The organism is Kitasatospora phosalacinea, assembly GCF_000716545.1.
GTDB classification, from domain to species: domain Bacteria; phylum Actinomycetota; class Actinomycetes; order Streptomycetales; family Streptomycetaceae; genus Kitasatospora; species Kitasatospora phosalacinea.
Genome location: NZ_JNWZ01000014.1, coordinates 67,182 through 90,650, shown reverse-complemented (window position 1 = coordinate 90,650; position 23,469 = coordinate 67,182). Strand labels below are relative to the sequence as shown.

Below are 23,469 nucleotides of genomic sequence, written 5' to 3'. Positions count from 1 at the left end.
TCCGGGTACTCAGCCGCCGGCCGAGTACCCGGACGCTGTCGGGCGCCGCCCGCCGCACGGGGCGCTGTGCGCATGAGACGGATGTTCGAGCAGGTGCTCCCGCTGCTGACCGCCCTGCTGGCCTGGGCCGCCTGGCTGGGCTGGGACGGGGAGAAGGACGTGCTCCCGGACGGCACGGTCTCCGGACCGTACGAGGCGTGGCAGGTGCTCGGCCTGGTCGTGACGGTCGGCGCGGCGGTCTGCCGGTCCGCCCACCGGGGCGAGGTGTCCGCCGCGGTGGCGGGCAGCGCGGCGGGCCTGGCCGCCGCCGCCTGGGTGGACTGGTCCGGCGAGGGCGACGGGCTGTACGTGGTCGGGGTCGCCACGGTCCTGGTCGGCACCCTGGCCGTGAGCGGCGCCCTCGCCGGGGCGACCGCCGCCCTCGCCCGCCGGAGGGTCTAGACCGGCTCCTCCACCAGCCAGGTGTCGATCTCGCCCAGCAGTTCCTTCACCACGTGCTCGGGGGCCCGAGAGGAGCGGACCGACTGGCGGGCGAGCTCGGCCAGCTCGGCGTCGGTGAAGCCGTGCGACTCGCGGGCCAGGGCGTACTGGTCGGCCAGCCGGGAGCCGAACAGCAGCGGGTCGTCGGCGCCCAGGGCGAGCGGGACGCCGGCCTCGAAGAGGGTGCGCAGCGGCACCTGCTCGGGGCTGTCGTAGACGCCGAGGGCGACGTTGGAGGCGGGGCAGACCTCGCAGGTGACCTGCCGGTCGGCCAGGCGCTGGAGCAGTCGCGGGTCCTCGGCGGCGCGCACGCCGTGGCCGATCCGGGCGGCGCCCAGGTCGTCCAGGCAGTCGCGGACGGACTCGGGCCCGGCGAGCTCGCCGCCGTGCGGGGCGGCGATCAGGCCGCCGTTCCGGGCGATGGCGAAGGCGCGGTCGAAGTCGCGGGCCAGGCCGCGGCGCTCGTCGTTGGAGAGGCCGAAGCCGATCACGCCCCGGTCGGCGTAGCGGACGGCGAGCCGGGCCAGCGTCCGGGCGTCCATCGGGGACTTCATCCGGTTCGCGGCGACCAGCACCCGGATGCCGACGCCGGTGGCCTCGGAAGCCTCCCGGACGGCGTCCAGGACCAGTTCGAGGGTCGGGATCAGGCCGCCGAGCAGCGGCGCGTACGAGGTCGGGTCGACCTGGATCTCCAGCCAGCGGGAGCCGTCGGCGCGCTCGTCCTCGGCGGTCTCCAGGACCAGCCGGCGGATGTCGGACTCGTCGCGCAGGCAGGAGCGGGCGGTGTCGTAGAGCCGCTGGAAGCGGAACCAGCCGCGCTCGTCGGTGGCCCGGAGCTTGGGCGGGTGCTCGGAACTGAGCGCCTCGGGCAGCCGGATGCCGTGCTTGTCGGCGAGTTCGAGCAGCGTCGCGGGGCGCATCGAACCGGTGAAGTGCAGGTGCAGGTGGGCCTTCGGCAGGCTCCGGACATCACGCAGGCGATCCATTCACCGATCCTGCCGCAAAACACCCGGAAACAGGAACCGCCCCCCGCGCCTCGCCCGAAGGGGTGAGGTGCGGGGGACGGTGCTGACGGGAGGTCAGTCGCGGGCCTCGCCGAGCAGCTTCTGCAGCCGGCTGACGCCCTCGACCAGGTCGGTGTCGCCGAGCGCGTAGGACAGCCGCAGGTAGCCGGGGGTGCCGAAGGCCTCGCCGGGGACGACCGCGACCTCGGCCTCGTCCAGGATCAGCGCGGCCAGCTCGGCGGAGGTCTGCGGGCGCTTGCCGCGGATCTCCTTGCCCAGCAGGCCCTTGACCGACGGGTAGGCGTAGAACGCGCCCTCCGGCTCGGGGCAGTAGACGCCCTCGATCTCGTTCAGCATCGCCACGATGGTGCGGCGGCGGCGGTCGAACGCGGTCTTCATCTCGTCCACCGCGGACAGGTCGCCGGCCACGGCGGCCAGCGCCGCGCGCTGGGCCACGTTGGAGACGTTCGAGGTGGCGTGCGACTGCAGGTTGGCGGCCGCGTTGACGACGTCCTTCGGGCCGATCAGCCAGCCCACCCGCCAGCCGGTCATCGCGTAGGTCTTGGCCACGCCGTTGACCACGACGCACTTGTCGGCCAGCTCGGGCAGCAGGGCGGGCAGCGAGGTGAAGGTCGCGTCGCCGTAGACCAGGTGCTCGTAGATCTCGTCGGTGAGCACCCACAGGCCGTGCTCCAGCGCCCAGCGGCCGATCGCCTCGGCCTCGGCCTCGGTGTACACCGCGCCGGTCGGGTTGGACGGCGAGACGAACAGCACCACCTTGGTGCTGGCGGTGCGGGCGGCCTCCAGCTGCTCCACCGAGACCTTGTACCCGGTGGTCTCGTCCGAGACGACCTCGACGGGGACGCCGCCGGCCAGCTTCACGGCCTCCGGGTAGGTGGTCCAGTACGGCGCCGGGATGATCACCTCGTCGCCCGGGTCGAGGATGGCGGCGAAGGCGTTGTAGATCGCCTGCTTGCCGCCGTTGGTCACCAGCACCTGAGAGGCGTCCACCTGGTAGCCGGAGTCGCGGAGCGTCTTGGCGGCGATCGCGGCCTTCAGCTCCGGCAGGCCGCCGGCCGGGGTGTAGCGGTGGTTCGCCGGGTCCTGGCAGGCGGCCACGGCGGCGTCCACGATGTAGCCGGGGGTCGGGAAGTCGGGCTCGCCGGCGCCGAAGCCGATCACCGGGCGCCCGGCGGCCTTGAGGGCCTTGGCCTTGGCGTCGACGGCGAGGGTGGCGGACTCGGCGATGGCGCCGACCCGGGCGGAGACCCGGCGGTCGGCGGGGGAGACGTTCTCGGGGGTGGATGCGCTCATGCCCTGAATGGTCCCAGACCGCACGGGTGCCGGGCATCGCGGTTTCACCATGCGTGCCACGGGGTTCCAGCATCCGTACCGCACGTCCGGACGATCTCGGGCGGGCGGCGATCGGAGCCGGAGGATCTCGGGCGGAGAGCGTCGAAAGTCGGCGAATGTGGATCTCGGTGAATGAGGTTCGACCAATCGGCGAAGAACCCGTACACTCACTGCTCGATGGCTCCCGAAGTGCGGATCCTTCGGCCGGATACACCACACGGCCGGGCGGATGCGGTAGGTTGGGGGCCGCGCCGGAGCCGCGAGGTTCCGTAGGGCACTAGCTCAATTGGTAGAGCACCGGTCTCCAAAACCGGCGGTTGGGGGTTCGAGTCCCTCGTGCCCTGCTGCTTGATCCGTGCCAAGCCCGTTCGCTCCGCAGAGCGAGCGGGCTTGATGCGGAGAGGGCCCCACCCAGCACAGCTTTCGCCGGATCGCCCGTGCACCAGGCACGGACCTCCGCAGGACCGGGATTCAGGTGAGGACGAGTGACGGAGACCACGGGCTCCACCGCAACGCCTGAGAGCGGCAACCCCGAGGGGGCCGAGGGCGCCGCGGACGAGACCACCGGCACCGAGGACGGCAAGCTGTCCCGGCGCGAGCGCCGGCGCGCCAACAGGGCGTCCGGGGGCGAGGGCGGCAAGAAGTCCGGCAAGCGGGCCAAGAAGGGCCTGTTCGCCCGGATCGCGATCTTCTACCGCCAGATCATCGCCGAGCTCCGCAAGGTCGTCTGGCCCTCCCGCAACCAGCTGATCCAGTACACCACGGTCGTGGTGACCTTCGTGATCGTGCTGATGCTGCTGGTCGCCGGTCTCGACTGGGTCTTCGCGAAGGGTGCCTTCTGGATCTTCGGCTGACGCCCGATCCGGCAAAACCCCGCAGGGATCCCCGCAGGTCCCGCACCGCATACACCACCCCGACCCGGGCCGAACTCCTTCGGCCCGGGTCGAGCTGTCGGCGCGAAGGGCCACGGGCGACTACCGTTGAGTCGGTACTGTTGAGGTATCCGTTCCACAACCAGGAAAGAAGCAGCGACCGTGTCTGAGTCCCCCCTGTACGACGCCGACGAGACCGTCCGCGAGGCGGATGTCGCCGCCGAGCCGGACGCGGCCGAGGCTGCCGACGTCGAGGCCGCCGAGGAGATCGTCAACGAGGCGGACGCCGAGGAGGACGAGGTCGAGGCCGCCGACGAGCTGGAGGCGGGCGAGCCGGCCGAGGCCGCCGCCGTGCACGAGGTGGACGAGGCCGGGGTCGAGGCCGAGGAGGCCGCCGCCGAGGAGGGCGAGGAGCCCGCCGGGGAAGAGGCCGAGAGCGACCCGGTCGCCGAGTTCCGCGAGCAGCTGCGCCGCGCGCCCGGCGAGTGGTACGTCATCCACACCTACGCCGGCTACGAGAACCGGGTGAAGCAGAACCTGGAGCAGCGCTCCGTCTCGCTGAACGTCGAGGACTACATCTTCGAGTCCCAGGTTCCGCAGGAGGAGGTCGTCCAGATCAAGAACGGCGACCGCAAGACCATCCGGCAGAACAAGCTCCCCGGCTACGTGCTGGTCCGGATGGACCTCACCCCGGAGTCCTGGGGCGTCGTGCGCAACACCCCCGGTGTCACCGGCTTCGTCGGCAACGCCTACGACCCGTACCCGCTGACCCTGGACGAGGTCGTCAAGATGCTCGCCCCCGACGTGGAGCGCGCCGCCGCCAAGGAGGCCGGCAAGGCCTCGCCGGTGCGCCCGGTCGAGGTGCAGGTGCTGGACTTCGAGGTCGGCGACTCGGTCACCGTCACCGACGGCCCGTTCGCGACCCTGCAGGCGACCATCAACGAGATCAACCCCGACTCGAAGAAGGTCAAGGGCCTGGTGGAGATCTTCGGCCGGGAGACCCCGGTGGAGCTCTCCTTCGACCAGATCCAGAAGAACTGACCCACGGTCCACCGGCGGTGCCGGGGCGGGGCGAGAGCCTCCGCCCCGGCACCGTTTTGGTTCCGCGACACCTGACCAGTTAGCCTGGTCCGATGTGTGTCCTGGCGGCCGGGTTTCGCCCCGGGGCCGGGCACATCAGCAATCACCTCTCGGAAGGACCCGGAGAGACATGCCTCCCAAGAAGAAGAAGGTCACGGGGCTTATCAAGCTCCAGATCAACGCCGGTGCGGCGAACCCGGCCCCGCCGGTCGGCCCCGCGCTCGGTCAGCACGGCGTCAACATCATGGAGTTCTGCAAGGCGTACAACGCGGCCACCGAGTCGCAGCGCGGCATGATCGTGCCGGTGGAGATCACGGTCTACGACGACCGCTCCTTCACCTTCGTCACGAAGACCCCGCCGGCCGCTCGCCTCATCCTGAAGGCCGCGGGCATCGACAAGGGCTCCAAGGAGCCGCACAAGACCAAGGTCGCCAAGCTGACCTCGGCCCAGGTGCGCGAGATCGCCACCACCAAGATGCCCGACCTGAACGCCAACGACCTGGACGCGGCGGAGAAGATCATCGCCGGCACCGCCCGGTCGATGGGCATCACCGTCGAGGGCTGACCAGCCCCGTACGCCCTCCGTGGTAGGGCCCAGCGCGGCCCGTTCCCACCACGACTCCATTAACCACCAGGAGCAGCAGTGAAGCGCAGCAAGGCCCTCAAGGCCGCGGACGCCAAGATCGACCGCGCCCGGATCTACGCCCCGCTCGAGGCCGTCCGCCTCGCCAAGGCGACCTCCACCACCAAGTTCGACGGCACCGTCGAGGTCGCCATGCGTCTGGGCGTCGACCCGCGCAAGGCCGACCAGATGGTCCGCAGCACCGTCATCCTCCCGCACGGCACCGGTAAGACCGCCCGGGTCCTGGTCTTCGCGAACGGTGAGCGTGCCGAGGCCGCGCGTGCCGCGGGTGCCGACATCGTCGGCTCCGACGAGCTGATCGACGAGGTCGCCAAGGGTCGTCTGGACTTCGACGCCGTCGTCGCCACCCCGGACCTCATGGGCAAGGTCGGCCGCCTGGGCCGCGTGCTCGGTCCCCGTGGCCTGATGCCGAACCCGAAGACCGGCACCGTGACCCCGGACGTCGCCAAGGCCGTCAACGACATCAAGGGCGGCAAGATCGAGTTCCGCGTCGACAAGCACTCGAACCTGCACCTGATCATCGGCAAGACCTCGTTCACCGACGAGCAGCTGGTCGAGAACTACGCCGCCGCGCTCGACGAGGTCCTCCGGGCCAAGCCGTCCGCCGCCAAGGGCCGCTACCTGAAGAAGGTCGCCTTCTCCACCACCATCGGCCCCGGCATCCAGGTGGACCCCAACCGCACCCGCAACCTCCTCGTCGAGGAGGACCCGGCGGCGGTCTGACCCCGGGTCGGTTCTCCACGCGGTCAACGTTCCACCGGGCCCGCACCCCTTCGGGGGTGCGGGCCCGGTGGCGTTCGGAAAGGGTTTGCGCGGCGGTCGGAGCGGTTCGGTAGAGTCCGCACTCGTACTTCAGATGAGAATCCGATCAGAGGGGGACCCTCGTGCGCGCACTGCGTACCGTTGCCGTGGCTTGTTTGGCCCTCGGCGCCCTGACCGCCTGCAGCAGCTCCGGTTCGGGCGGCTCGACCGACGCCAAGACCGGCACCGACGCCTCGCAGAGCGCCCCGGCCGCGGGCAAGGCCGACGCGAAGCTGCCCCCCAAGGAGGCCCTGCTGGCCGCCGCCGCGGTCATGGACAAGGCGGGCAGCGCCAAGCTGGTCGTCAAGGGCGGCGACAGCGACGGCACCGCCGACTACGTGTGGAAGGCCCCGGCCTCCTTCCTGATGGAGACCAAGGAGGAGGGCAAGGAGGTCAAGGTCCTCTTCGTCGGCGACCAGATGTACGTCGGCGCCACCGCCGACATGGCCGCGGTCGCCCCGGGCAAGAAGTGGATGTCGCTCAGCACCAAGGACGCCTCGGGCGAGGCCGGCGCCGAGGCGGGCACCTTCGCCGCGATGATGCAGCTGATGAACCCGTCGGTGCAGCTGGCCGCCGCCGCGCCCACCGCCACCCTGGTCGGCACCGAGACCGTGGGCGGCCAGAGCGCCACCCACTACCGCAGCGAGATCAAGGTCGACGACCAGATCGCCAAGATGAACCTGGACCCGGCCCTCAAGGCCCAGGTGCAGGCCGAGCTGAAGAAGAAGGGCACGACCTCCACGGTCGACCTGTGGATCAACGCCAAGAACGAGCTGGTCCAGCAGTCCAGCCCGGACCCGGAGGCCGCCGCCGGATCCGCCCCCCAGGTGATCGGCTACACCCAGCTCGGCGCGGTCAAGGCCACCCCGGCCCCGGCCCCGTCCGAGGTCTTCTCCCTGACGGACCTGATGCAGCAGTAGGAAGCCGTGCGCCGGCGGCCCGCCCGGCCCGGGGGCGACTCCGGGGCCGGGCGGGCCGCATGGCATGGTGAGGGGACCGGACGGCGGCGGCAGGAGGAGGGACCGATGGGCGCACGGGCGCGCGGGGCCGGTGCCCTCCTGGCGGCCGTCCTGCTCACCGGCGCGGCCGCCGGCTGCACCGCCTCCGACCGGACGCCCGACCGCGCCGAGACCACCACCGCCGCCCCGTCCACCGCGCAGCCCAGCCCCACCGACCGCTCCCCGCACGGGGTGATGCTCTCCGCCCAGCTGGTGCTGCACGACGCCCGGCGCGCCGAGTACACCGCGGTGCTCGGCGGCGAGGGCGCCAGGGGCGAGCTGTTCTGGGCGCCCAAGACGGTGCTGAAGTACCAGAGCGACGCGAACGACCAGGTGCTGATGGTGCTGGACACCTCCGCCTACCTGGGCGGCGACCCGGGGAGCGCGGCCCGGCTCGGCGGCCCGCACTGGCAGAAGTTCTCCAACGGCCGGATCCCGTACAGCGACCTGATCGACCGGCTCAGCCCGGTGGTCGCGGTCGCCGCCGCGGCCGCCGCCCCCGACCCGCGGCTGGTCGGCGAGGAGAAGCTGCTCGACACCACCGCCGAGCACTACCGGGTCACCACCACCGCCGCCCGGTACGCCGCCGCGCAGACCCAGCTCGACCCGGCCCGGCAGCGGGCGCTGGAGACCGCGCTGGGCCCCGGCGACGTGGTGCTCGACCTGTGGCTGGACGACAACGACCAGGTGGTGCGGCTGCGCCGGGCCGCCGCCGAGGTCGACACCGTCGACTACCGCGAGTTCGGCAGCTCCGCGCTCTCCGTCCAGGCCCCCGCCGAGGCCGACACCGCGCCCGGCACCGGGGCCAGCCCGCCGGCCCTCCCGTAGCGGATTTGGTCAAACCCGTCCGGCCCGGTTAGGCTGGCCGAGCCAAAGACCGCTGGTTGTCGCCGTGCCCCGAGAGGGAGGACGGCGCCGAAGGATCCGCACCCGCTGCGGATCGCCCGCGCAGGTTATGGAGCAGAGTGGAGATCTCCGGGCCGTTCACGGTCCGTCGAGGTCATTGCGAGCCCCGTGCGCCTGCGCGCCGGGGCTTCTTCGCTTCCTGGGGTCCGCGGCGTTGGATGGTCGACTTCTCGAAGGTCGGCCCGACTTCGACATCACGGAAGGAGGCGTAAGCCTATGGCCAGGCCCGACAAGGCTGCCGACGTCGCCGAGATCACGGACAAGTTCCGTGCCTCCAGCGCCGCCGTTCTGACCGAGTACCGCGGTCTCACGGTGAAGCAGCTGAAGACGCTTCGTCGCTCGCTCGGCGGCAACGCCGATTACGCCGTGGTGAAGAACACGCTGACCAAGATCGCGGCCAATGAGGCCGGGATCTCCGAGCTCGACGACCTGTTCGCCGGTCCGACGGCTGTCGCCTTCGTCACCGGTGACCCGGTGGAGTCGGCGAAGGCTCTGCGTGACTTCGCCAAGGAGAACCCTGCTCTCATCATCAAGGGCGGTGTCCTTGACGGTAAGGCGCTGTCCGCCGATGAGATCAAGAAGCTCGCGGACCTCGAGTCCCGCGAGGTGCTGCTCGCCAAGCTGGCGGGCGCCCTGAAGGCCAAGCCCTCCCAGGCTGCCGCGGTCTTCCAGGCGCTCCCGTCCAAGCTCGTTCGCACCGTGGAAGCGCTGCGCGAGAAGGTCGAGCAGGGCGGTGCCGGTACTCCGGCTCCCGCCGAGGACGCGGAGTAACCACTCCCGTCCCAGCGGGCCCGTAAGCACGCCCGCCAACCCGTACATCCGGCACCTGCCGAATTAGTGGAAGGACGCCAATCATGGCGAAGCTCAGCACCGAGGACCTGCTCGAGCAGTTCGAGGGCATGACCCTGATCGAGCTCTCCGAGTTCGTGAAGGCGTTCGAGGAGAAGTTCGACGTCACCGCCGCCGCGCCGGTCGCCGTCGCCGCCGCCGGTGGCGCTGCCCCGGCCGCCGAGGCCGCCGAGGAGCAGGACGAGTTCGACGTCATCCTCGAGGGTGCCGGCGACAAGAAGATCCAGGTCATCAAGGAGGTGCGCGCCCTCACCTCCCTCGGCCTGAAGGAGGCCAAGGACCTCGTCGACACCGCCGGTGCGAAGGTTCTGGAGAAGGTCGCCAAGGACGTCGCCGAGAAGGCGAAGGCCCAGCTCGAGGGCGCCGGCGCCAAGGTCACCGTCAAGTGACTCGTTCCTCTCTCTGAGAGGTTCTTCGCGGGCCGGGCCGGCCACCCTCCGGGGTGGCCGGCCCGGCCTGCTCGCGTTCCCGGCCGGTCCGCCCGGTTGCTCCCGATGGCCCAAGGGGGAATCGGCCCCTGTCGGCGCCCGGGGGTAGGGTGATCGCTGTCCGTCGACCCCCGGGTGCAGGCAGCGTGTAACGCGTGGGGCCGCCCGGACGATGGGCACTGCGAGGTCCACACCCTGGTGGGGGCCTTGACGAACAGCACGCGGCGCGCGATTCTCGAGGCGCGTGCCCAAGCGGTACCGCCGACGATGCATATTCGGCGGCGGCACTGGGAAGGTTCCCGGTGACGCAGAAGTGGGTGCGACGGCCCGGCCGGTGAGGGATCACTGCCCGGGTTGTCGGTTGTACGGGAGGAGCGTCCGATTCGGTCTCCGAATCAGGGCTTGCTAGCAGTGTCGCCATTGGCTACACTGTCCCTTTGCGCTGCCTGTTAGCTGCTCCGTGACTCGTCGCCCGGAGTGGTCCCTGTCCTGACCTGGGGTTTCACCCCTCGGCAAGGCCCGGCCGGTATGCGCGTAGTGAGCTCCGAGCCCTCGGAAGGACCCCCCTCTTGGCCGCGCCGCGCAACGCCTCGAACAATTCCGCATCCACCGCCCCGCTCCGCGTCTCGTTCGCGAAGATCAAGGAGCCCCTCGAGGTCCCGAACCTCCTGGCCCTGCAGACCGAGAGCTTTGACTGGCTGCTCGGGAACGCGGCCTGGAAGTCCCGGGTCGAGGCTGCCCTGGAGAGTGGTCAGGACGTCCCCACGAAGTCCGGTCTGGAGGAGATCTTCGAAGAGATCTCCCCGATCGAGGACTTCAGCGGGTCGATGTCCCTGACCTTCCGGGACCACCGTTTCGAGCCGCCGAAGAACTCCATCGACGAGTGCAAGGACCGCGACTTCACCTTCGCGGCCCCGCTCTTCGTCACCGCGGAGTTCACCAACAACGAGACCGGTGAGATCAAGTCCCAGACCGTGTTCATGGGCGACTTCCCGCTCATGACCAACAAGGGCACGTTCATCATCAACGGCACCGAGCGTGTCGTCGTGTCCCAGCTGGTGCGTTCCCCGGGCGTCTACTTCGACTCCACCCTGGACAAGGTCTCCGACAAGGACATCTTCTCCGCCAAGATCATCCCCTCCCGCGGTGCCTGGCTGGAGATGGAGATCGACAAGCGCGACATGGTCGGTGTCCGCATCGACCGCAAGCGCAAGCAGTCGGTCACCGTGCTGCTCAAGGCCCTCGGTTGGACGACCGAGATGATCCTGGAGGAGTTCGGCGAGTACGAGTCGATGCGCGCCACCCTGGAGAAGGACCACACCCAGGGCCAGGACGACGCGCTGCTCGACATCTACCGCAAGCTGCGTCCGGGCGAGCCGCCGACCCGCGAGGCCGCGCAGACGCTGTTGGAGAACCTGTACTTCAACCCGAAGCGCTACGACCTCGCCAAGGTCGGCCGGTACAAGGTGAACCGGAAGCTGGGCAACGCCGAGTCGCTCGACTCCGGCGTGCTCACCGAGCCGGACATCATCAACACCATCAAGTACCTGGTGAAGCTGCACGCCGGCGAGACCGAGTGGCGCGATGACGAGGGCCGCGACATCGTCATCGAGGTCGACGACATCGACCACTTCGGCAACCGCCGCCTGCGCAACGTCGGCGAGCTGATCCAGAACCAGGTCCGCACCGGCCTCGCCCGCATGGAGCGGGTGGTCCGCGAGCGCATGACCACCCAGGACGTCGAGGCGATCACGCCGCAGACCCTGATCAACATCCGGCCGGTCGTCGCCTCCATCAAGGAGTTCTTCGGCACCAGCCAGCTGTCGCAGTTCATGGACCAGACGAACCCGCTGTCGGGCCTGACCCACAAGCGCCGTCTGTCCGCGCTCGGCCCCGGTGGTCTGTCCCGCGAGCGGGCCGGCTTCGAGGTCCGTGACGTGCACCCCTCGCACTACGGCCGCATGTGTCCGATCGAGACCCCCGAAGGCCCGAACATCGGTCTGATCGGCTCGCTGGCCTCGTACGGCCGGGTCAACGCGTTCGGCTTCATCGAGACCCCGTACCGCAAGGTCGTCGACGGCGTCGTCACCGAGGCCGTGGACTACCTGACCGCGGACGAGGAGGACCGGTACGTCATCGCGCAGGCCAACGCCCCGCTCACCGCGGAGCTGACCTTCGCCGAGCCCCGCGTCCTGGTCCGCCGCCGCGGCGGCGAGATCGACTACATCCCCGGCACCGAGATCGACTACATGGACGTCTCGCCGCGCCAGATGGTGTCGGTCGCGACCGCCATGATCCCCTTCCTCGAGCACGACGACGCCAACCGCGCGCTGATGGGCTCGAACATGATGCGCCAGGCCGTCCCGCTGCTGCGCAGCGAGGCGCCGCTGGTCGGCACCGGCATGGAGTACCGCTGCGCCGTCGACGCCGCGGACGTCATCACCGCCGACAAGGCCGGCGTGGTGCAGGAGGTCTCGGCCGACTACGTCACCGTCGCCAACGACGACGGCACGTACAACACCTACCGGGCCGCCAAGTTCACCCGCTCCAACCAGGGCACCGCCTTCAACCAGAAGGTGCTCGTGGACGAGGGCGCCCGGGTCGAGGCCGGCCAGGTGCTGGCCGACGGCCCGTGCACCGACGAGGGCGAGATGGCCCTCGGCAAGAACCTCCTCGTGGCGTTCATGTCGTGGGAGGGCCACAACTACGAGGACGCGATCATCCTGTCGCAGCGCCTCGTCCAGGACGACGTCCTCTCCTCGATCCACATCGAGGAGCACGAGGTCGACGCCCGTGACACCAAGCTGGGCCCCGAGGAGATCACCCGGGACATCCCGAACGTCTCCGAGGAGGTCCTCGCCGACCTCGACGAGCGCGGCATCATCCGGATCGGCGCCGACGTCGTCACCGGCGACATCCTGGTCGGCAAGGTCACCCCGAAGGGCGAGACCGAGCTGACCCCGGAGGAGCGCCTGCTCCGCGCGATCTTCGGCGAGAAGGCCCGCGAGGTCCGCGACACCTCGCTGAAGGTGCCGCACGGCGAGTCCGGCAAGGTCATCGGCGTCCGCGTCTTCGACCGCGAGGAGGGGGACGAGCTCCCCCCGGGCGTGAACCAGCTGGTCCGCGTCTACGTCGCCCAGAAGCGCAAGATCACCAACGGTGACAAGCTGGCCGGCCGCCACGGCAACAAGGGCGTCATCTCCAAGATCCTGCCGGTCGAGGACATGCCGTTCCTGGAGGACGGCACCCCGGTCGACATCATCCTGAACCCGCTGGGCGTCCCGTCCCGAATGAACCCGGGACAGGTCCTGGAGATCCACCTCGGCTGGCTCGCCCAGCAGGGCTGGGACGTCTCCGGCCTCGCCGACGAGTGGGCCCAGCGCCTCCAGGCGATCGGCGCCGACGTGGTCGAGGGCGGCACCAACCTCGCCACCCCGGTGTTCGACGGCGCCCGCGAGGACGAGATCACCGGCCTGCTGGACAACACCACCCTCACCCGTGACGGTGAGCGCCTGGTGAACTCCACCGGCAAGGCCCGGCTGTTCGACGGCCGCTCCGGCGAGCCGTTCCCGATGCCGATCTCGATCGGCTACATGTACATCCTCAAGCTGCACCACCTGGTCGACGACAAGCTGCACGCCCGTTCGACCGGCCCGTACTCGATGATCACCCAGCAGCCGCTCGGTGGTAAGGCGCAGTTCGGTGGTCAGCGCTTCGGTGAGATGGAGGTGTGGGCCCTTGAGGCGTACGGCGCCGCCTACGCGCTGCAGGAACTGCTCACCATCAAGTCCGACGACGTCCTGGGCCGCGTGAAGGTCTACGAGGCGATCGTCAAGGGCGAGAACATCCCCGAGCCCGGCATTCCCGAGTCCTTCAAGGTCCTCATCAAGGAAATGCAGTCGCTCTGCCTCAACGTGGAGGTGCTGTCCTCGGACGGCCAGTCCATCGAGATGCGCGACAGCGACGAGGACGTGTTCCGCGCCGCCGAGGAGCTCGGCATTGACCTGTCCCGGCGCGAGCCGAGCAGCGTCGAAGAGGTCTGACGGAGGCCGGGCCGGCCTGGCGTAGAACCCGGGCCGGCCCAGCCCCCAGGCCCCCCTCAGACCAACAGACAGACTCTCGAATCACGAAAGAGGGCTTGACGACCAGTGCTTGACGTCAACTTCTTCGACGAGCTCCGCATCGGACTGGCCACCGCCGACGACATCCGCCAGTGGTCGCACGGCGAGGTGAAGAAGCCGGAGACCATCAACTACCGCACGCTGAAGCCGGAAAAGGACGGCCTCTTCTGCGAGAAGATCTTCGGTCCCACCCGGGACTGGGAGTGCTACTGCGGCAAGTACAAGCGCGTCCGTTTCAAGGGCATCATCTGTGAGCGCTGCGGCGTCGAGGTGACCCGCGCCAAGGTGCGCCGCGAGCGGATGGGCCACATCGAGCTGGCCGCCCCGGTCACCCACATCTGGTACTTCAAGGGCGTCCCGTCGCGCCTGGGCTACCTGCTCGACCTGGCGCCGAAGGACCTCGAGAAGGTCATCTACTTCGCCGCCTACATGATCACCTGGGTGGACGACGAGCGTCGCCAGCGCGACCTCCCGTCCCTGGAGGCGCACGTCTCGGTCGAGCGCCAGCAGATCGAGAACCGGCGCGACGCCGACCTGGAGGCCCGGGCCAAGAAGGCCGAGGCCGACCTGGCCGAGCTGGAGGCCGAGGGCGCCAAGGCCGACGTGCGCCGCAAGGTGCGCGAGGGCGCCGAGCGCGAGATGAAGCAGCTGCGCGACCGCACGCAGCGCGAGATCGACCGCCTGGACGAGGTCTGGACCCGCTTCAAGAACCTCAAGGTCCAGGACCTCGAGGGCGACGAGCTGCTCTACCGCGAGCTGCGCGACCGCTTCGGCACCTACTTCTCCGGCTCGATGGGCGCCGCGGCCCTCAAGGACCGCCTGGAGTCCTTCGACCTGGCGGAGGAGGCCGAGCGCCTCCGCGAGATCATCCGCACCGGCAAGGGCCAGAAGAAGACCCGCGCGCTCAAGCGCCTCAAGGTCGTCTCCGCCTTCCTGCAGACCAGCAACAAGCCCAAGGGCATGGTGCTCGACTGCGTCCCGGTGATCCCGCCGGACCTGCGCCCGATGGTCCAGCTCGACGGTGGCCGCTTCGCCACCTCCGACCTGAACGACCTGTACCGCCGCGTCATCAACCGCAACAACCGCCTGAAGCGGCTTCTCGACCTCGGCGCGCCCGAGATCATCGTGAACAACGAGAAGCGCATGCTCCAGGAGGCCGTCGACGCGCTCTTCGACAACGGCCGCCGCGGCCGCCCGGTCACGGGCCCCGGCAACCGTCCGCTGAAGTCGCTGTCCGACATGCTCAAGGGCAAGCAGGGTCGTTTCCGCCAGAACCTGCTCGGCAAGCGCGTCGACTACTCGGCCCGTTCGGTCATCGTCGTCGGCCCGCAGCTCAAGCTGCACCAGTGCGGCCTGCCCAAGGCCATGGCGCTGGAGCTCTTCAAGCCGTTCGTGATGAAGCGCCTGGTCGACCTGAACCACGCGCAGAACATCAAGTCGGCCAAGCGCATGGTCGAGCGCGCCCGCCCCGTGGTGTGGGACGTCCTCGAAGAGGTCATCGCCGAGCACCCGGTGCTGCTGAACCGTGCGCCCACCCTGCACCGCCTCGGCATCCAGGCCTTCGAGCCGCAGCTGGTCGAGGGCAAGGCCATCCAGATCCACCCGCTCGTCTGCACCGCGTTCAACGCGGACTTCGACGGCGACCAGATGGCCGTGCACCTGCCGCTGTCCGCGGAGGCGCAGGCCGAGGCCCGCATCCTGATGCTGTCCTCGAACAACATCCTGAAGCCGGCCGACGGCCGTCCCGTCACCATGCCGACCCAGGACATGGTGCTGGGCCTGTTCTTCCTCACCTCCGACCGCGAGGAGGTCAAGGGCAAGGGCCGTTCCTTCTCCTCGACCGCCGAGGCGATCATGGCCTTCGACGCCCGCGAGCTGGACGTCCAGGCCCCGATCGACCTGCGCCTGCCGGCCGGCACCGTCCCGCCGCGCGGCTGGACCCCGCCGGTGGACGAGGACGGGCAGCCGGCCTGGACCGAGGGCGAGCCGTTCCGGATCACCACCACCCTGGGCCGCGCGCTCTTCAACGAGCTGCTGCCCGAGGACTACCCGTTCGTCGACTACGAGGTCGGCAAGAAGCAGCTGTCGGCGATCGTCAACGACCTCGCCGAGCGCTACCCGAAGGTCGTCGTCGCCGCGGCGCTCGACAACCTGAAGGCGGCCGGCTTCCACTGGTCGACCCGTTCCGGTGTCACCGTCTCGATCTCGGACGTCATCGTCCCGCCGAGCAAGCCCGCCATCCTGGAGGGCTACGAGGCGCAGGCGGAGAAGGTCCAGAAGCAGTACGAGCGCGGTCTGATCACCGACAACGAGCGCAAGTCCGAGCTGGTCGGCATCTGGACCCGCGCGACCAACGAGGTCGCCGACGCGATGGCCGCGAACTTCCCGAAGACGAACCCCATCTTCATGATGGTCGACTCGGGCGCGCGCGGAAACATGATGCAGATGCGTCAGATCGCCGGTATGCGCGGTCTGGTGTCGAACGCGAAGAACGAGACCATCGCCCGTCCGATCAAGGCCTCGTTCCGTGAGGGCCTGTCCGTGCTGGAGTACTTCATCTCCACCCACGGTGCCCGTAAGGGTCTGGCCGACACCGCGCTGCGCACCGCCGACTCGGGTTACCTGACCCGTCGTCTGGTGGACGTCTCGCAGGACGTGATCATCCGCGAGGAGGACTGCGGCACCGAGCGCGGCCTCAAGCTGTCGATCGGCTCGGTCGGCCCGGACGGCGTGCTGCGCAAGGCCGACGACGTCGAGACCAGCGTCTACGCCCGCATGCTCGCCGAGGACATCACCGTCGACGGCAAGCTGATCGCCACCGCCAACACCGACCTCGGCGACGTCCTGATGGACGAGCTGATCCGGCACGGCGTGAGCGAGGTCAAGGTCCGCTCGATCCTGACCTGCGAGTCCGCGGTCGGCACCTGTGCCTTCTGCTACGGCCGCTCGCTGGCCACCGGCAAGCTGGTCGACATCGGTGAGGCGGTCGGCATCATCGCCGCCCAGTCCATCGGTGAGCCCGGCACCCAGCTGACCATGCGCACCTTCCACACCGGTGGTGTGGCCGGTGACGACATCACCCAGGGTCTGCCGCGTGTCGTCGAGCTCTTCGAGGCCCGCACCCCCAAGGGTGTGGCCCCGATCTCGGAGGCGGCCGGCCGCGTCCGGATCGAGGACACCGAGAAGACCCGCAAGGTCGTCGTCACCCCCGACGACGGCTCGGACGAGATCGCCTACCCGGTCTCCAAGCGCGTCAAGCTGCTGGTCAGCGAGGGCGAGGCGGTCGAGGTCGGCCAGAAGCTGACCGTCGGTGCGACCAACCCGCACGACGTGCTGCGCATCATGGGCCAGCGTGCCGTCCAGATCCACCTGGTCGCCGAAGTCCAGAAGGTCTACAACTCGCAGGGCGTGTCGATCCACGACAAGCACATCGAGATCATCATCCGGCAGATGCTCCGCCGCGTGACGATCATCGAGTCGGGCGACGCCGAGCTGCTCCCGGGCGAGCTCGTCGAGCGCGGCCGCTTCGAGCAGGAGAACCGCCGCGTGGTGTCCGAGGGCGGCCACCCCGCCTCCGGCCGTCCGCAGCTGATGGGTATCACCAAGGCCTCGCTGGCCACCGAGTCCTGGCTGTCGGCCGCCTCCTTCCAGGAGACGACCCGGGTGCTCACCGACGCGGCGATCCACGCCAAGTCGGACCCGCTGCTGGGCCTCAAGGAGAACGTCATCCTCGGCAAGCTCATCCCGGCCGGTACGGGTCTTCCCCGCTACCGCAACATCCGGGTCGAGCCGACCGAGGAGGCCAAGGCCGCGATGTACTCGGCCGTCGGCTACGACGACTACGACCTGTCGCCGTTCGGCGCGGGCTCCGGTCAGGCCGTCCCGCTGGACGACTACGACTACGGCCCGTACACCGGCTGATCCGTCACCGGCTGCACCGCAGGGCGGTCACCCCACTCGGGGTGGCCGCCCTGCGGCGTTCGCCCCCTAGGGGGATCCCTCCCGGGACGGAGGCCGGGGAACCGCTCCCGGGAGGGAGGCGGGCGGGGAGGGGCGCCGGGAGACTGGTGGTCGTCGAAGGGAGGCCGCGGTGAAGCGGTTGGTGGGGGCGGTGGCCGTCGTGGGGCTGCTGGCGGGCGGGGCGGTCGGGTGCGGGCCGTGGGACGACCGGAAGAAGACGGTGTCGTACGAGGTGCCCGGGCGGGTCACCGAGCTGCGGGTGGACGGCGAGGTCGGCGGGATCGAGGTGACGGCCGGCGACGGGCCGGTGCGGGTGGTGGAGAAGCGCAACTGGCAGGACGAGGAGCCGCAGGCCACCCACGTGCTCGCCGACGGGGTGCTGGAGCTGACGTACTCCTGCTCGCGGTGCGGGGTCGGCTACGAGGTGCGGGTGCCCGCCGGGACGGTGCTGCGGCTGAAGGAGACCACCGGCGGCATCCGGGTGCGCGGTCTGAGCGGGGACGTCACCGCGGAGGCGGTCACCGGCGGCGTGGAGGCCACCGGGCTGCGCAGTGCCAACGTCGTGCTGAAGGCCGAGACCGGCGGCGTGTCGGCCCGGTTCGCGGCGGCGCCGACCCGGGTCGAACTGCGCACCGAGACCGGCGGGGTGGAGCTGACCGTGCCCCCGGGGGAGGCGTACGAGGTGGACGCGCACGCCTCGACGGGCGGCACCGAGGTGAGCGTGCCCTCGCAGGCCGGGGCCGCGCGCACGCTGGTCGCCCGGGCGAACACCGGCGGCGTGAAGGTCGGTACCGGCTGAGCGCCGACTGTCGGTGCCGGGCCGTAGGTTGAGTGGTGTCGGCAGGTGGCGAGGGCCCCGCCGGCACCCCCAGAACTCTGTGCCCGAAAGGGGCGTCGGCCATGGCTGCCACCGTTTCCGCGGAACCGCAGGTGACCTACCTGGAACTCTCCGAGGACGAGGGGAGCGCCCACAAGTTCTACGAAGTCACGGTCAAGGAAGCCGAGTTGACGATCCGCTACGGCCGGATCGGCGAGCCGGGCACCACCAAGTCCACGGTCTGCGCGAGCGCCGAGAAGGCCGCCGCGCAGGCCGCCAGGAAGATCGGCGAGAAGGTCCGCAAGGGCTACGCCCCGGCCGTGCCGGGCGTGCGCCAGCGCCGGTCGGTGACCCGCCGGCAGATCGCCTCCACCCGCTCCACCGCCCGCCAGGCGCCGCTGCTGTGGCGCTTCCGCTCCGGCTCGCCCGCGTTCGGGGTGTACGTCGGCGAGGAGCACGCCTGGGTCGGCAACGAGCAGGGCGACGTCTACACGCTGACCACCGACGGGCGGGTCACCGGCCGGTTCGGGCTGCCCGACGGCGTCAAGTGCATCGTCGCCGACGACTGGTGGATCTACGCGGGCTGCGACGACGGCAAGGTGTACGACCTCGGCGGGAAGGTGCCGCGGGTGGCGTACGAGATCGCCCAGGACGTGGACATCTACTGGCTGGACATCCACGACGGCGTGCTCGGCGTCGCCGACGAGCGGGGCGGGCTGACCACCGTCGACCACGAGGACGAGTTCCAGTGGCGCCGGAGCGCGCAGGGCTCGTCCGGCTGGATGGTGCGCTGCGACGCCGAGTCGGTCTACCACGGCTGGTCGGCGGGCGTGGCCCGGTACGCCAAGCGCGGCGGCGACCAGCTGTGGCACACCCGGACCAAGGGCTCGGTGCTGTTCGGCTGGCAGGAGAGGGACGAGGTGTTCGCCGGCACCTCGCAGGGCTGGGTGCACCGGCTGCGCAAGGCCGACGGCTCGGAGGCCGCCGCGTACCGGTGCGACGCCGCGGTGTTCTCCTGCGCGGCCTCCCCGGACGGGGAGTTCGTGTTCGCGGGCGACAACCACTCGTCCGTCTACTGCTTCGCCGCCGACGGCACCCGGCTGTGGAAGCTGGGCACCGGCTGCGGCTCGGCGTACAGCATGCAGTACCGCGACGGGCGGCTGTACCTGGTCACCACCGACGGCTCGCTGGCCTGTCTGGACGCCTCCCAGGGCGCCGTGCTGGCCGCCGAGCAGGGCACCCTGCCGGCCACCGCCGAGGTGAGCGGCGCGGGCATCGAGCGGGTCGCGGCGGGCGCCGAGCTGGAGACCGTCAGCGCCGGGGCGGTGGCGGCCGGGGGCGTCGAGGTGGAGTGCGTGGCCGAGGGCGGGCGGCTGCGGGTGCGGGTGGTGACGCCCGGCTACGACGCCGCGCTGCGGGTGCAGTTCCCCAAGGACGTCCGGGTCGCCGGGGCCAGGTACCTGGTCGCCGAGGTGCGCCGGTCCGAGTCCGGCGGGTTCTACCGGGCGCGGGGGGAGATCAAGCGGCTGCTGTGACGCCCTGGAGCCCGTCCGGGGGGGGCGCGTCCGGCCGAGAGGCCCGGGGGCGCCCCTCCGCGCGTGCGGGAGGGCCTCGCGGGGGCCGTCCGACGATGCGAGAGGATGCGCGGCATGGGGACGTGGGGAAAGCGGGCGGAGGGGCTGCTGGCCCGGGGGCGGGCCCGGCCCCGGGCGGTGAACGCGGTGCTGGTGGCGCTGGCCGTCGGCGTCTCGCTGTGGGGGGTGTACACCGACCCCCACGACGCCGAACGGCAGTGGTGGGCCTACGCGTTGGCACTGGCCGGATCGCTGCCGCTGTGGTGGCGGCAGCGGGCGCCGTGGGCGGTGGTCCTGGCCTGCTCGGCACCCACCATGCTGCTGTCGGTGGTCGCGCACTTCGCGATGCCGCAGATCCAGCTCGCCACGGCGATCGCCGTCTACACCGTCGCCGACCGGGGCCGGGACTGGCAGCGCGTCGTGCTGCTGGTCTCCGTGGTGCTCGGCAACGTGCTGGGCACCCGGTCCTTCGGCGGCATGCTGTTCAGCCTGGTGGTGTCGGTCGGCAGCTTCGTGCTCGGCTCGATGGTGCGGGAGCTGCGCCGGCTGGCGGGCGTCGAGGCCGAACGGGCCCGGCAGGTCGGGCTGCGGGCGGCCAGCGACGCGGCCCGGGCGGTCGTCGAGGAGCGGGCCAGGATCGCCCGCGAGATGCACGACATCCTCGCCCACGCGGTCTCCCTGATGGTGGTCCAGGCCGAGGCCGGGCCGCTGGTGGTGCGGAGCGACCCCGACCGGGCGATCCGGGCGTTCGACGCCATCTCCGACTCCGGGCGCGACGCGATGGTGCAACTGCGGCGCGTGCTCGGCGTGTTGAAGGAGGAGGGGGCGGCGCCCGCGCTCGCCCCGCAGCCCCGGCTGGCGGAGCTCGCGGGCGTGCTGCAGCGGGTGCGCGACTCCGGGGTCGCCGTGCACGCCGAGATCGAGGAGACCGGACCCGCCGAGGTGCAGGCCGCGGCCTTCCGGATCGTCCAGGAGGCGCTCACCAACGTGGTCAAGCACGCCGGCGCCCGGCACGTCAGCGTCAAGGTCGCCGCCCGCGGCGGCACCCGGCTGCTGGTCGAGGTCGCCGACGACGGCACGGGGCCGGTCCCCGCCCCGGCCGGCGCGGGCGTCGACGGGCGCTCCGGCGGCCGCGGCCTGCTCTCCATCCGGGAGCGCGCGGCGGCCTGCGGCGGCAGCGCCGAGACCGGGCCGCGGGCCGGCGGGACCGGCTACCTGGTGGCAGCCGTGCTGCCGCTCGACGTCTGAGAAGGAGCGAGAGTTGACCATACGAGTGGTGATCGCCGACGACCAGGAGCTGGTCCGGGCCGGCTTCGGCATGATCCTCGACGCCCAGCCCGACATCGAGGTGGTCGCCGAGGCGGGCGACGGGCGGCAGGCCGTCGACGCCGTCCGCGAACACGCCCCGGACGTCCTGCTGCTGGACGTCCGGATGCCCGTCATGGACGGCCTGGAGGCCGCCCGCCGGGTCTGCGCCGAACACCCCGGCTGCAAGGTCGTCATGCTGACCACCTTCGACGTCGACGACTACGTCTTCGACGCGCTGTACGCCGGGGCCAGCGGCTTCCTGCTCAAGGACGTCCGCCGCGACGACCTCGCCCACGCCGTCCGGGTCGTCCACTCCGGCGAGGCGCTGCTCGCGCCGTCTGTCACCCGCCGCGTCATCGGCGAGGTCACCGCCCGCAAGGCCGCCGGCCCGCTGCCCGTCACCCGGCCGCTCGGACGGCTCCTGGGGTCGCTCACCGCGCGGGAGCTGGAGACCCTGCGGCTGGTCGCCCGGGGCATGTCCAACGCCGAGGTCGCCGCCGAGCTGGTGGTCAGCGAGCACACCGTCAAGACGCACGTCAGCAACCTCCTGCAGAAGCTCGGCCTGCGCGACCGCGTCCACGCCGTGGTGTTCGCCTACGAGGCGGGGGCGGTGACCGCGGGGGAGTAGCCGGTTCCCCCTCACGGGGGAGGCCCGTTTCTCACCGGCGCGGGGGAGGTGCGCGGCGACCCGGCCCGGCAGGCTCGGAGACGTCGGGAAGGGCACTCTCACGAGGGGGACGGGACAGATGGTGACGGGACGACGGGCACTGGGGTGGTCGGCCGGGCTGATGGCGGTGTACGGGCTGGTGCGCCTGGTGCCGGGCTCGCGCGGCGTGGGCGTCGGCTGGACGGTGGGGCACCTGGCGATGTTCGCGGGCCTGGCGCTGCTGGGCGCCGGGCTGGTCGGACTGTGGCGCCTGGTCGGCCGGGGCTCGGCCTGGGGCCGGGTCTGGCTGGCGGCCGGGTGCGCCGGCGTCGCCTCCGGCCTGGTCCAGGCGGGCATCGACCTGTACGCCAACGCGGTCGCCGCGGACCGCGCGGACCGCTCGGCGGTCTTCGACCGGGTGCGGTCGGTGCCCGGCGTGCAGCCGCTGGTGTACGGCACCGTCCCGGTGCTGCTGCTGTACACCGGCCTGATCGCGCTGCTGGTGCTGCTGTCGCTGCGCCGCGCCGTCCCCTGGTGGAGCCCGGCCCTGGTACTGCTGGGCACCCTGGCGATGGGCGCCTCGCTGGACTTCCTGGCCGTCGGCGCGGCGCTGCACCTGGCCGCGTTCCTGCCCGTGCCGGACACCGGCCGCGGCCGGCTGCGACCGGCTGGGGCCGGTGCCGTCCGGGGCGTGAGCGGGCGGTCCGGGGCGCGGGCCGCCGGGGAGTGACGGCGCGTCACCGGCCGACCGGTGCCGTGCCGCCGGAGGGCTGATGCCGCGTCACCGGCCGGGCCCGGTTAACCGGTGGCCGCCGGGCGGAGGCGGCCCGTACCCTCCGGGGCATGACCGGGAAGCGGCCGCTGGTGGCGGTGTTGACGGGCGCGGGGATCTCCACCGACTCGGGGATCCCCGACTACCGGGGCCCGCAGGGGCTCTGGCAGCGGGACCCGAGCGCGCAGGAGCTGGTGACGCTCCGGCCGTACCTGGCCAGCGCCGAGGTGCGCCGCCGGTCCTGGCTGATGCGGCGGGACGCGGGCGCGATCGGCGCCGAGCCGAACGCCGGCCACCGGGCGTTGGTGGAGCTGGAGCGCTCCGGCGTGCCGGTGCGGGTGCTCACCCAGAACGTGGACGGACTGCACCAGGCGGCCGGCCTCCCGGCGCGCAAGGTGGTCGAACTGCACGGGACGGCCGCCGAGGTGCAGTGCGTGCGCTGCCGGGTGACCGGCCCGATGGCGGCCGCGCTGGAACGGGTCGCCGCGGGCGAGGACGACCCGGCCTGCGAGCGGTGCGGCGGCGTGCTGCGGCCGCGCACCGTGATGTTCGGCGAGGCGCTGGACGAGGGGGTCCTGCAGCAGGCGGACGCGGTCGCCAAGAACTGCCAGGTGTTCCTGGCGGTCGGCAGCTCGCTGCAGGTGCACCCGGCGGCGCTGCTGCCGCGGATCGCGCTGGAGCACGGCGCGCGGCTGATCGTGGTCAACGGCGAGCCCACGCCGTACGACGACGACGCGCACGAGGTGATCCGGACGCCGATCTCGCGGGCGCTCCCGGAACTGGTGGCCCGCCTGGTGGACGGCGACCTGTCCGGGGCCTGACCGCCGCCGGACGCCCGGACGGGTGCCGGCACCGCC

At 71.3% G+C, this 23,469-nt stretch carries 19 protein-coding genes and 1 tRNA gene; 18 read left to right on the top strand and 2 right to left on the bottom strand.

Features of this window, described 5'->3' with window-relative positions:
* The first annotated feature begins 81 nt into the window (after nt 1-81).
* Nucleotides 82-441, top strand: a complete 360-nt coding sequence (locus tag OO48_RS09250) for a hypothetical protein (RefSeq protein WP_106970278.1) — start codon at nt 82-84, stop codon at nt 439-441.
* Here OO48_RS09250 and OO48_RS09245 read toward each other — a convergent pair.
* Together OO48_RS09245 and OO48_RS09240 are read right to left on the bottom strand one after the other, a co-directional pair.
* Nucleotides 438-1,466: an adenosine deaminase gene (locus OO48_RS09245; protein WP_033214082.1), complete on the bottom strand. Its 1,029-nt coding sequence runs from the start codon at nt 1,464-1,466 to the stop codon at nt 438-440. The two genes, OO48_RS09250 and OO48_RS09245, sit on opposite strands and share 4 nt — an antisense overlap.
* 93 nt (nt 1,467-1,559) lie before the next feature.
* Nucleotides 1,560-2,798, bottom strand: coding sequence for a pyridoxal phosphate-dependent aminotransferase (locus OO48_RS09240; protein WP_033214081.1), 1,239 nt, complete (start codon nt 2,796-2,798; stop codon nt 1,560-1,562).
* 310 nt (nt 2,799-3,108) lie between these two features.
* Between OO48_RS09240 and OO48_RS09235 the strand changes: the two genes are divergently transcribed.
* From OO48_RS09235 to OO48_RS09155, 17 genes are all read left to right on the top strand, one after another.
* Nucleotides 3,109-3,181, top strand: a tRNA-Trp gene (locus OO48_RS09235).
* A 141-nt stretch (nt 3,182-3,322) separates the two neighbouring features.
* Nucleotides 3,323-3,691, top strand: a complete 369-nt coding sequence (gene secE / locus OO48_RS09230; protein ID WP_033214079.1) for a preprotein translocase subunit SecE — start codon at nt 3,323-3,325, stop codon at nt 3,689-3,691.
* 180 nt (nt 3,692-3,871) lie between these two features.
* Nucleotides 3,872-4,750: a transcription termination/antitermination protein NusG gene (nusG, locus tag OO48_RS09225; protein ID WP_033214078.1), complete on the top strand. Its 879-nt coding sequence runs from the start codon at nt 3,872-3,874 to the stop codon at nt 4,748-4,750.
* A gap of 169 nt (nt 4,751-4,919) precedes the next feature.
* On the top strand, nt 4,920-5,354 hold the full coding sequence (gene rplK / locus OO48_RS09220; protein WP_030457453.1) for a 50S ribosomal protein L11: 435 nt from the start codon (nt 4,920-4,922) through the stop codon (nt 5,352-5,354).
* Between the two features lie 78 nt (nt 5,355-5,432).
* On the top strand, nt 5,433-6,155 hold the full coding sequence (gene rplA, locus OO48_RS09215) for a 50S ribosomal protein L1 (protein ID WP_033214076.1): 723 nt from the start codon (nt 5,433-5,435) through the stop codon (nt 6,153-6,155).
* Between the two features lie 185 nt (nt 6,156-6,340).
* The gene (locus tag OO48_RS09210) at nt 6,341-7,153 is read left to right on the top strand and encodes an SCO4651 family lipoprotein (RefSeq protein WP_167346431.1); all 813 of its coding nucleotides are present in this window, start codon (nt 6,341-6,343) and stop codon (nt 7,151-7,153) included.
* Between the two features lie 105 nt (nt 7,154-7,258).
* The gene (locus OO48_RS09205) at nt 7,259-8,059 is read left to right on the top strand and encodes an SCO4651 family lipoprotein (protein ID WP_033214072.1); all 801 of its coding nucleotides are present in this window, start codon (nt 7,259-7,261) and stop codon (nt 8,057-8,059) included.
* A gap of 294 nt (nt 8,060-8,353) precedes the next feature.
* Nucleotides 8,354-8,908: a 50S ribosomal protein L10 gene (gene rplJ, locus OO48_RS09200; protein ID WP_014136320.1), complete on the top strand. Its 555-nt coding sequence runs from the start codon at nt 8,354-8,356 to the stop codon at nt 8,906-8,908.
* Nucleotides 8,909-8,991: 83 nt separating this feature from the next.
* Nucleotides 8,992-9,375, top strand: coding sequence for a 50S ribosomal protein L7/L12 (gene rplL / locus OO48_RS09195; protein WP_033214070.1), 384 nt, complete (start codon nt 8,992-8,994; stop codon nt 9,373-9,375).
* Between the two features lie 608 nt (nt 9,376-9,983).
* Entirely contained in the window at nt 9,984-13,457 is a 3,474-nt protein-coding gene (gene rpoB, locus OO48_RS09190; protein WP_033214060.1) for a DNA-directed RNA polymerase subunit beta, read from the top strand.
* A gap of 105 nt (nt 13,458-13,562) precedes the next feature.
* Nucleotides 13,563-17,456 (top strand): DNA-directed RNA polymerase subunit beta', encoded by a 3,894-nt coding sequence (locus OO48_RS09185; protein ID WP_033214058.1) that lies wholly within the window; start codon nt 13,563-13,565, stop codon nt 17,454-17,456.
* 169 nt (nt 17,457-17,625) lie between these two features.
* Nucleotides 17,626-18,294, top strand: coding sequence for a DUF4097 family beta strand repeat-containing protein (locus OO48_RS09180; RefSeq protein WP_033214056.1), 669 nt, complete (start codon nt 17,626-17,628; stop codon nt 18,292-18,294).
* Nucleotides 18,295-18,395: 101 nt separating this feature from the next.
* Nucleotides 18,396-19,847 (top strand): WGR domain-containing protein, encoded by a 1,452-nt coding sequence (locus OO48_RS09175; RefSeq protein WP_033214054.1) that lies wholly within the window; start codon nt 18,396-18,398, stop codon nt 19,845-19,847.
* 114 nt (nt 19,848-19,961) lie between these two features.
* Nucleotides 19,962-21,134 (top strand): sensor histidine kinase, encoded by a 1,173-nt coding sequence (locus OO48_RS09170; RefSeq protein WP_033214052.1) that lies wholly within the window; start codon nt 19,962-19,964, stop codon nt 21,132-21,134.
* 13 nt (nt 21,135-21,147) lie between these two features.
* Nucleotides 21,148-21,822, top strand: coding sequence for a response regulator transcription factor (locus tag OO48_RS09165; protein ID WP_033214050.1), 675 nt, complete (start codon nt 21,148-21,150; stop codon nt 21,820-21,822).
* Nucleotides 21,823-21,940: 118 nt separating this feature from the next.
* Nucleotides 21,941-22,570, top strand: a complete 630-nt coding sequence (locus OO48_RS34985; protein WP_157845410.1) for a hypothetical protein — start codon at nt 21,941-21,943, stop codon at nt 22,568-22,570.
* Between the two features lie 113 nt (nt 22,571-22,683).
* Nucleotides 22,684-23,433 (top strand): SIR2 family NAD-dependent protein deacylase, encoded by a 750-nt coding sequence (locus tag OO48_RS09155; protein ID WP_033214048.1) that lies wholly within the window; start codon nt 22,684-22,686, stop codon nt 23,431-23,433.
* Nucleotides 23,434-23,469 lie beyond the last annotated feature (36 nt).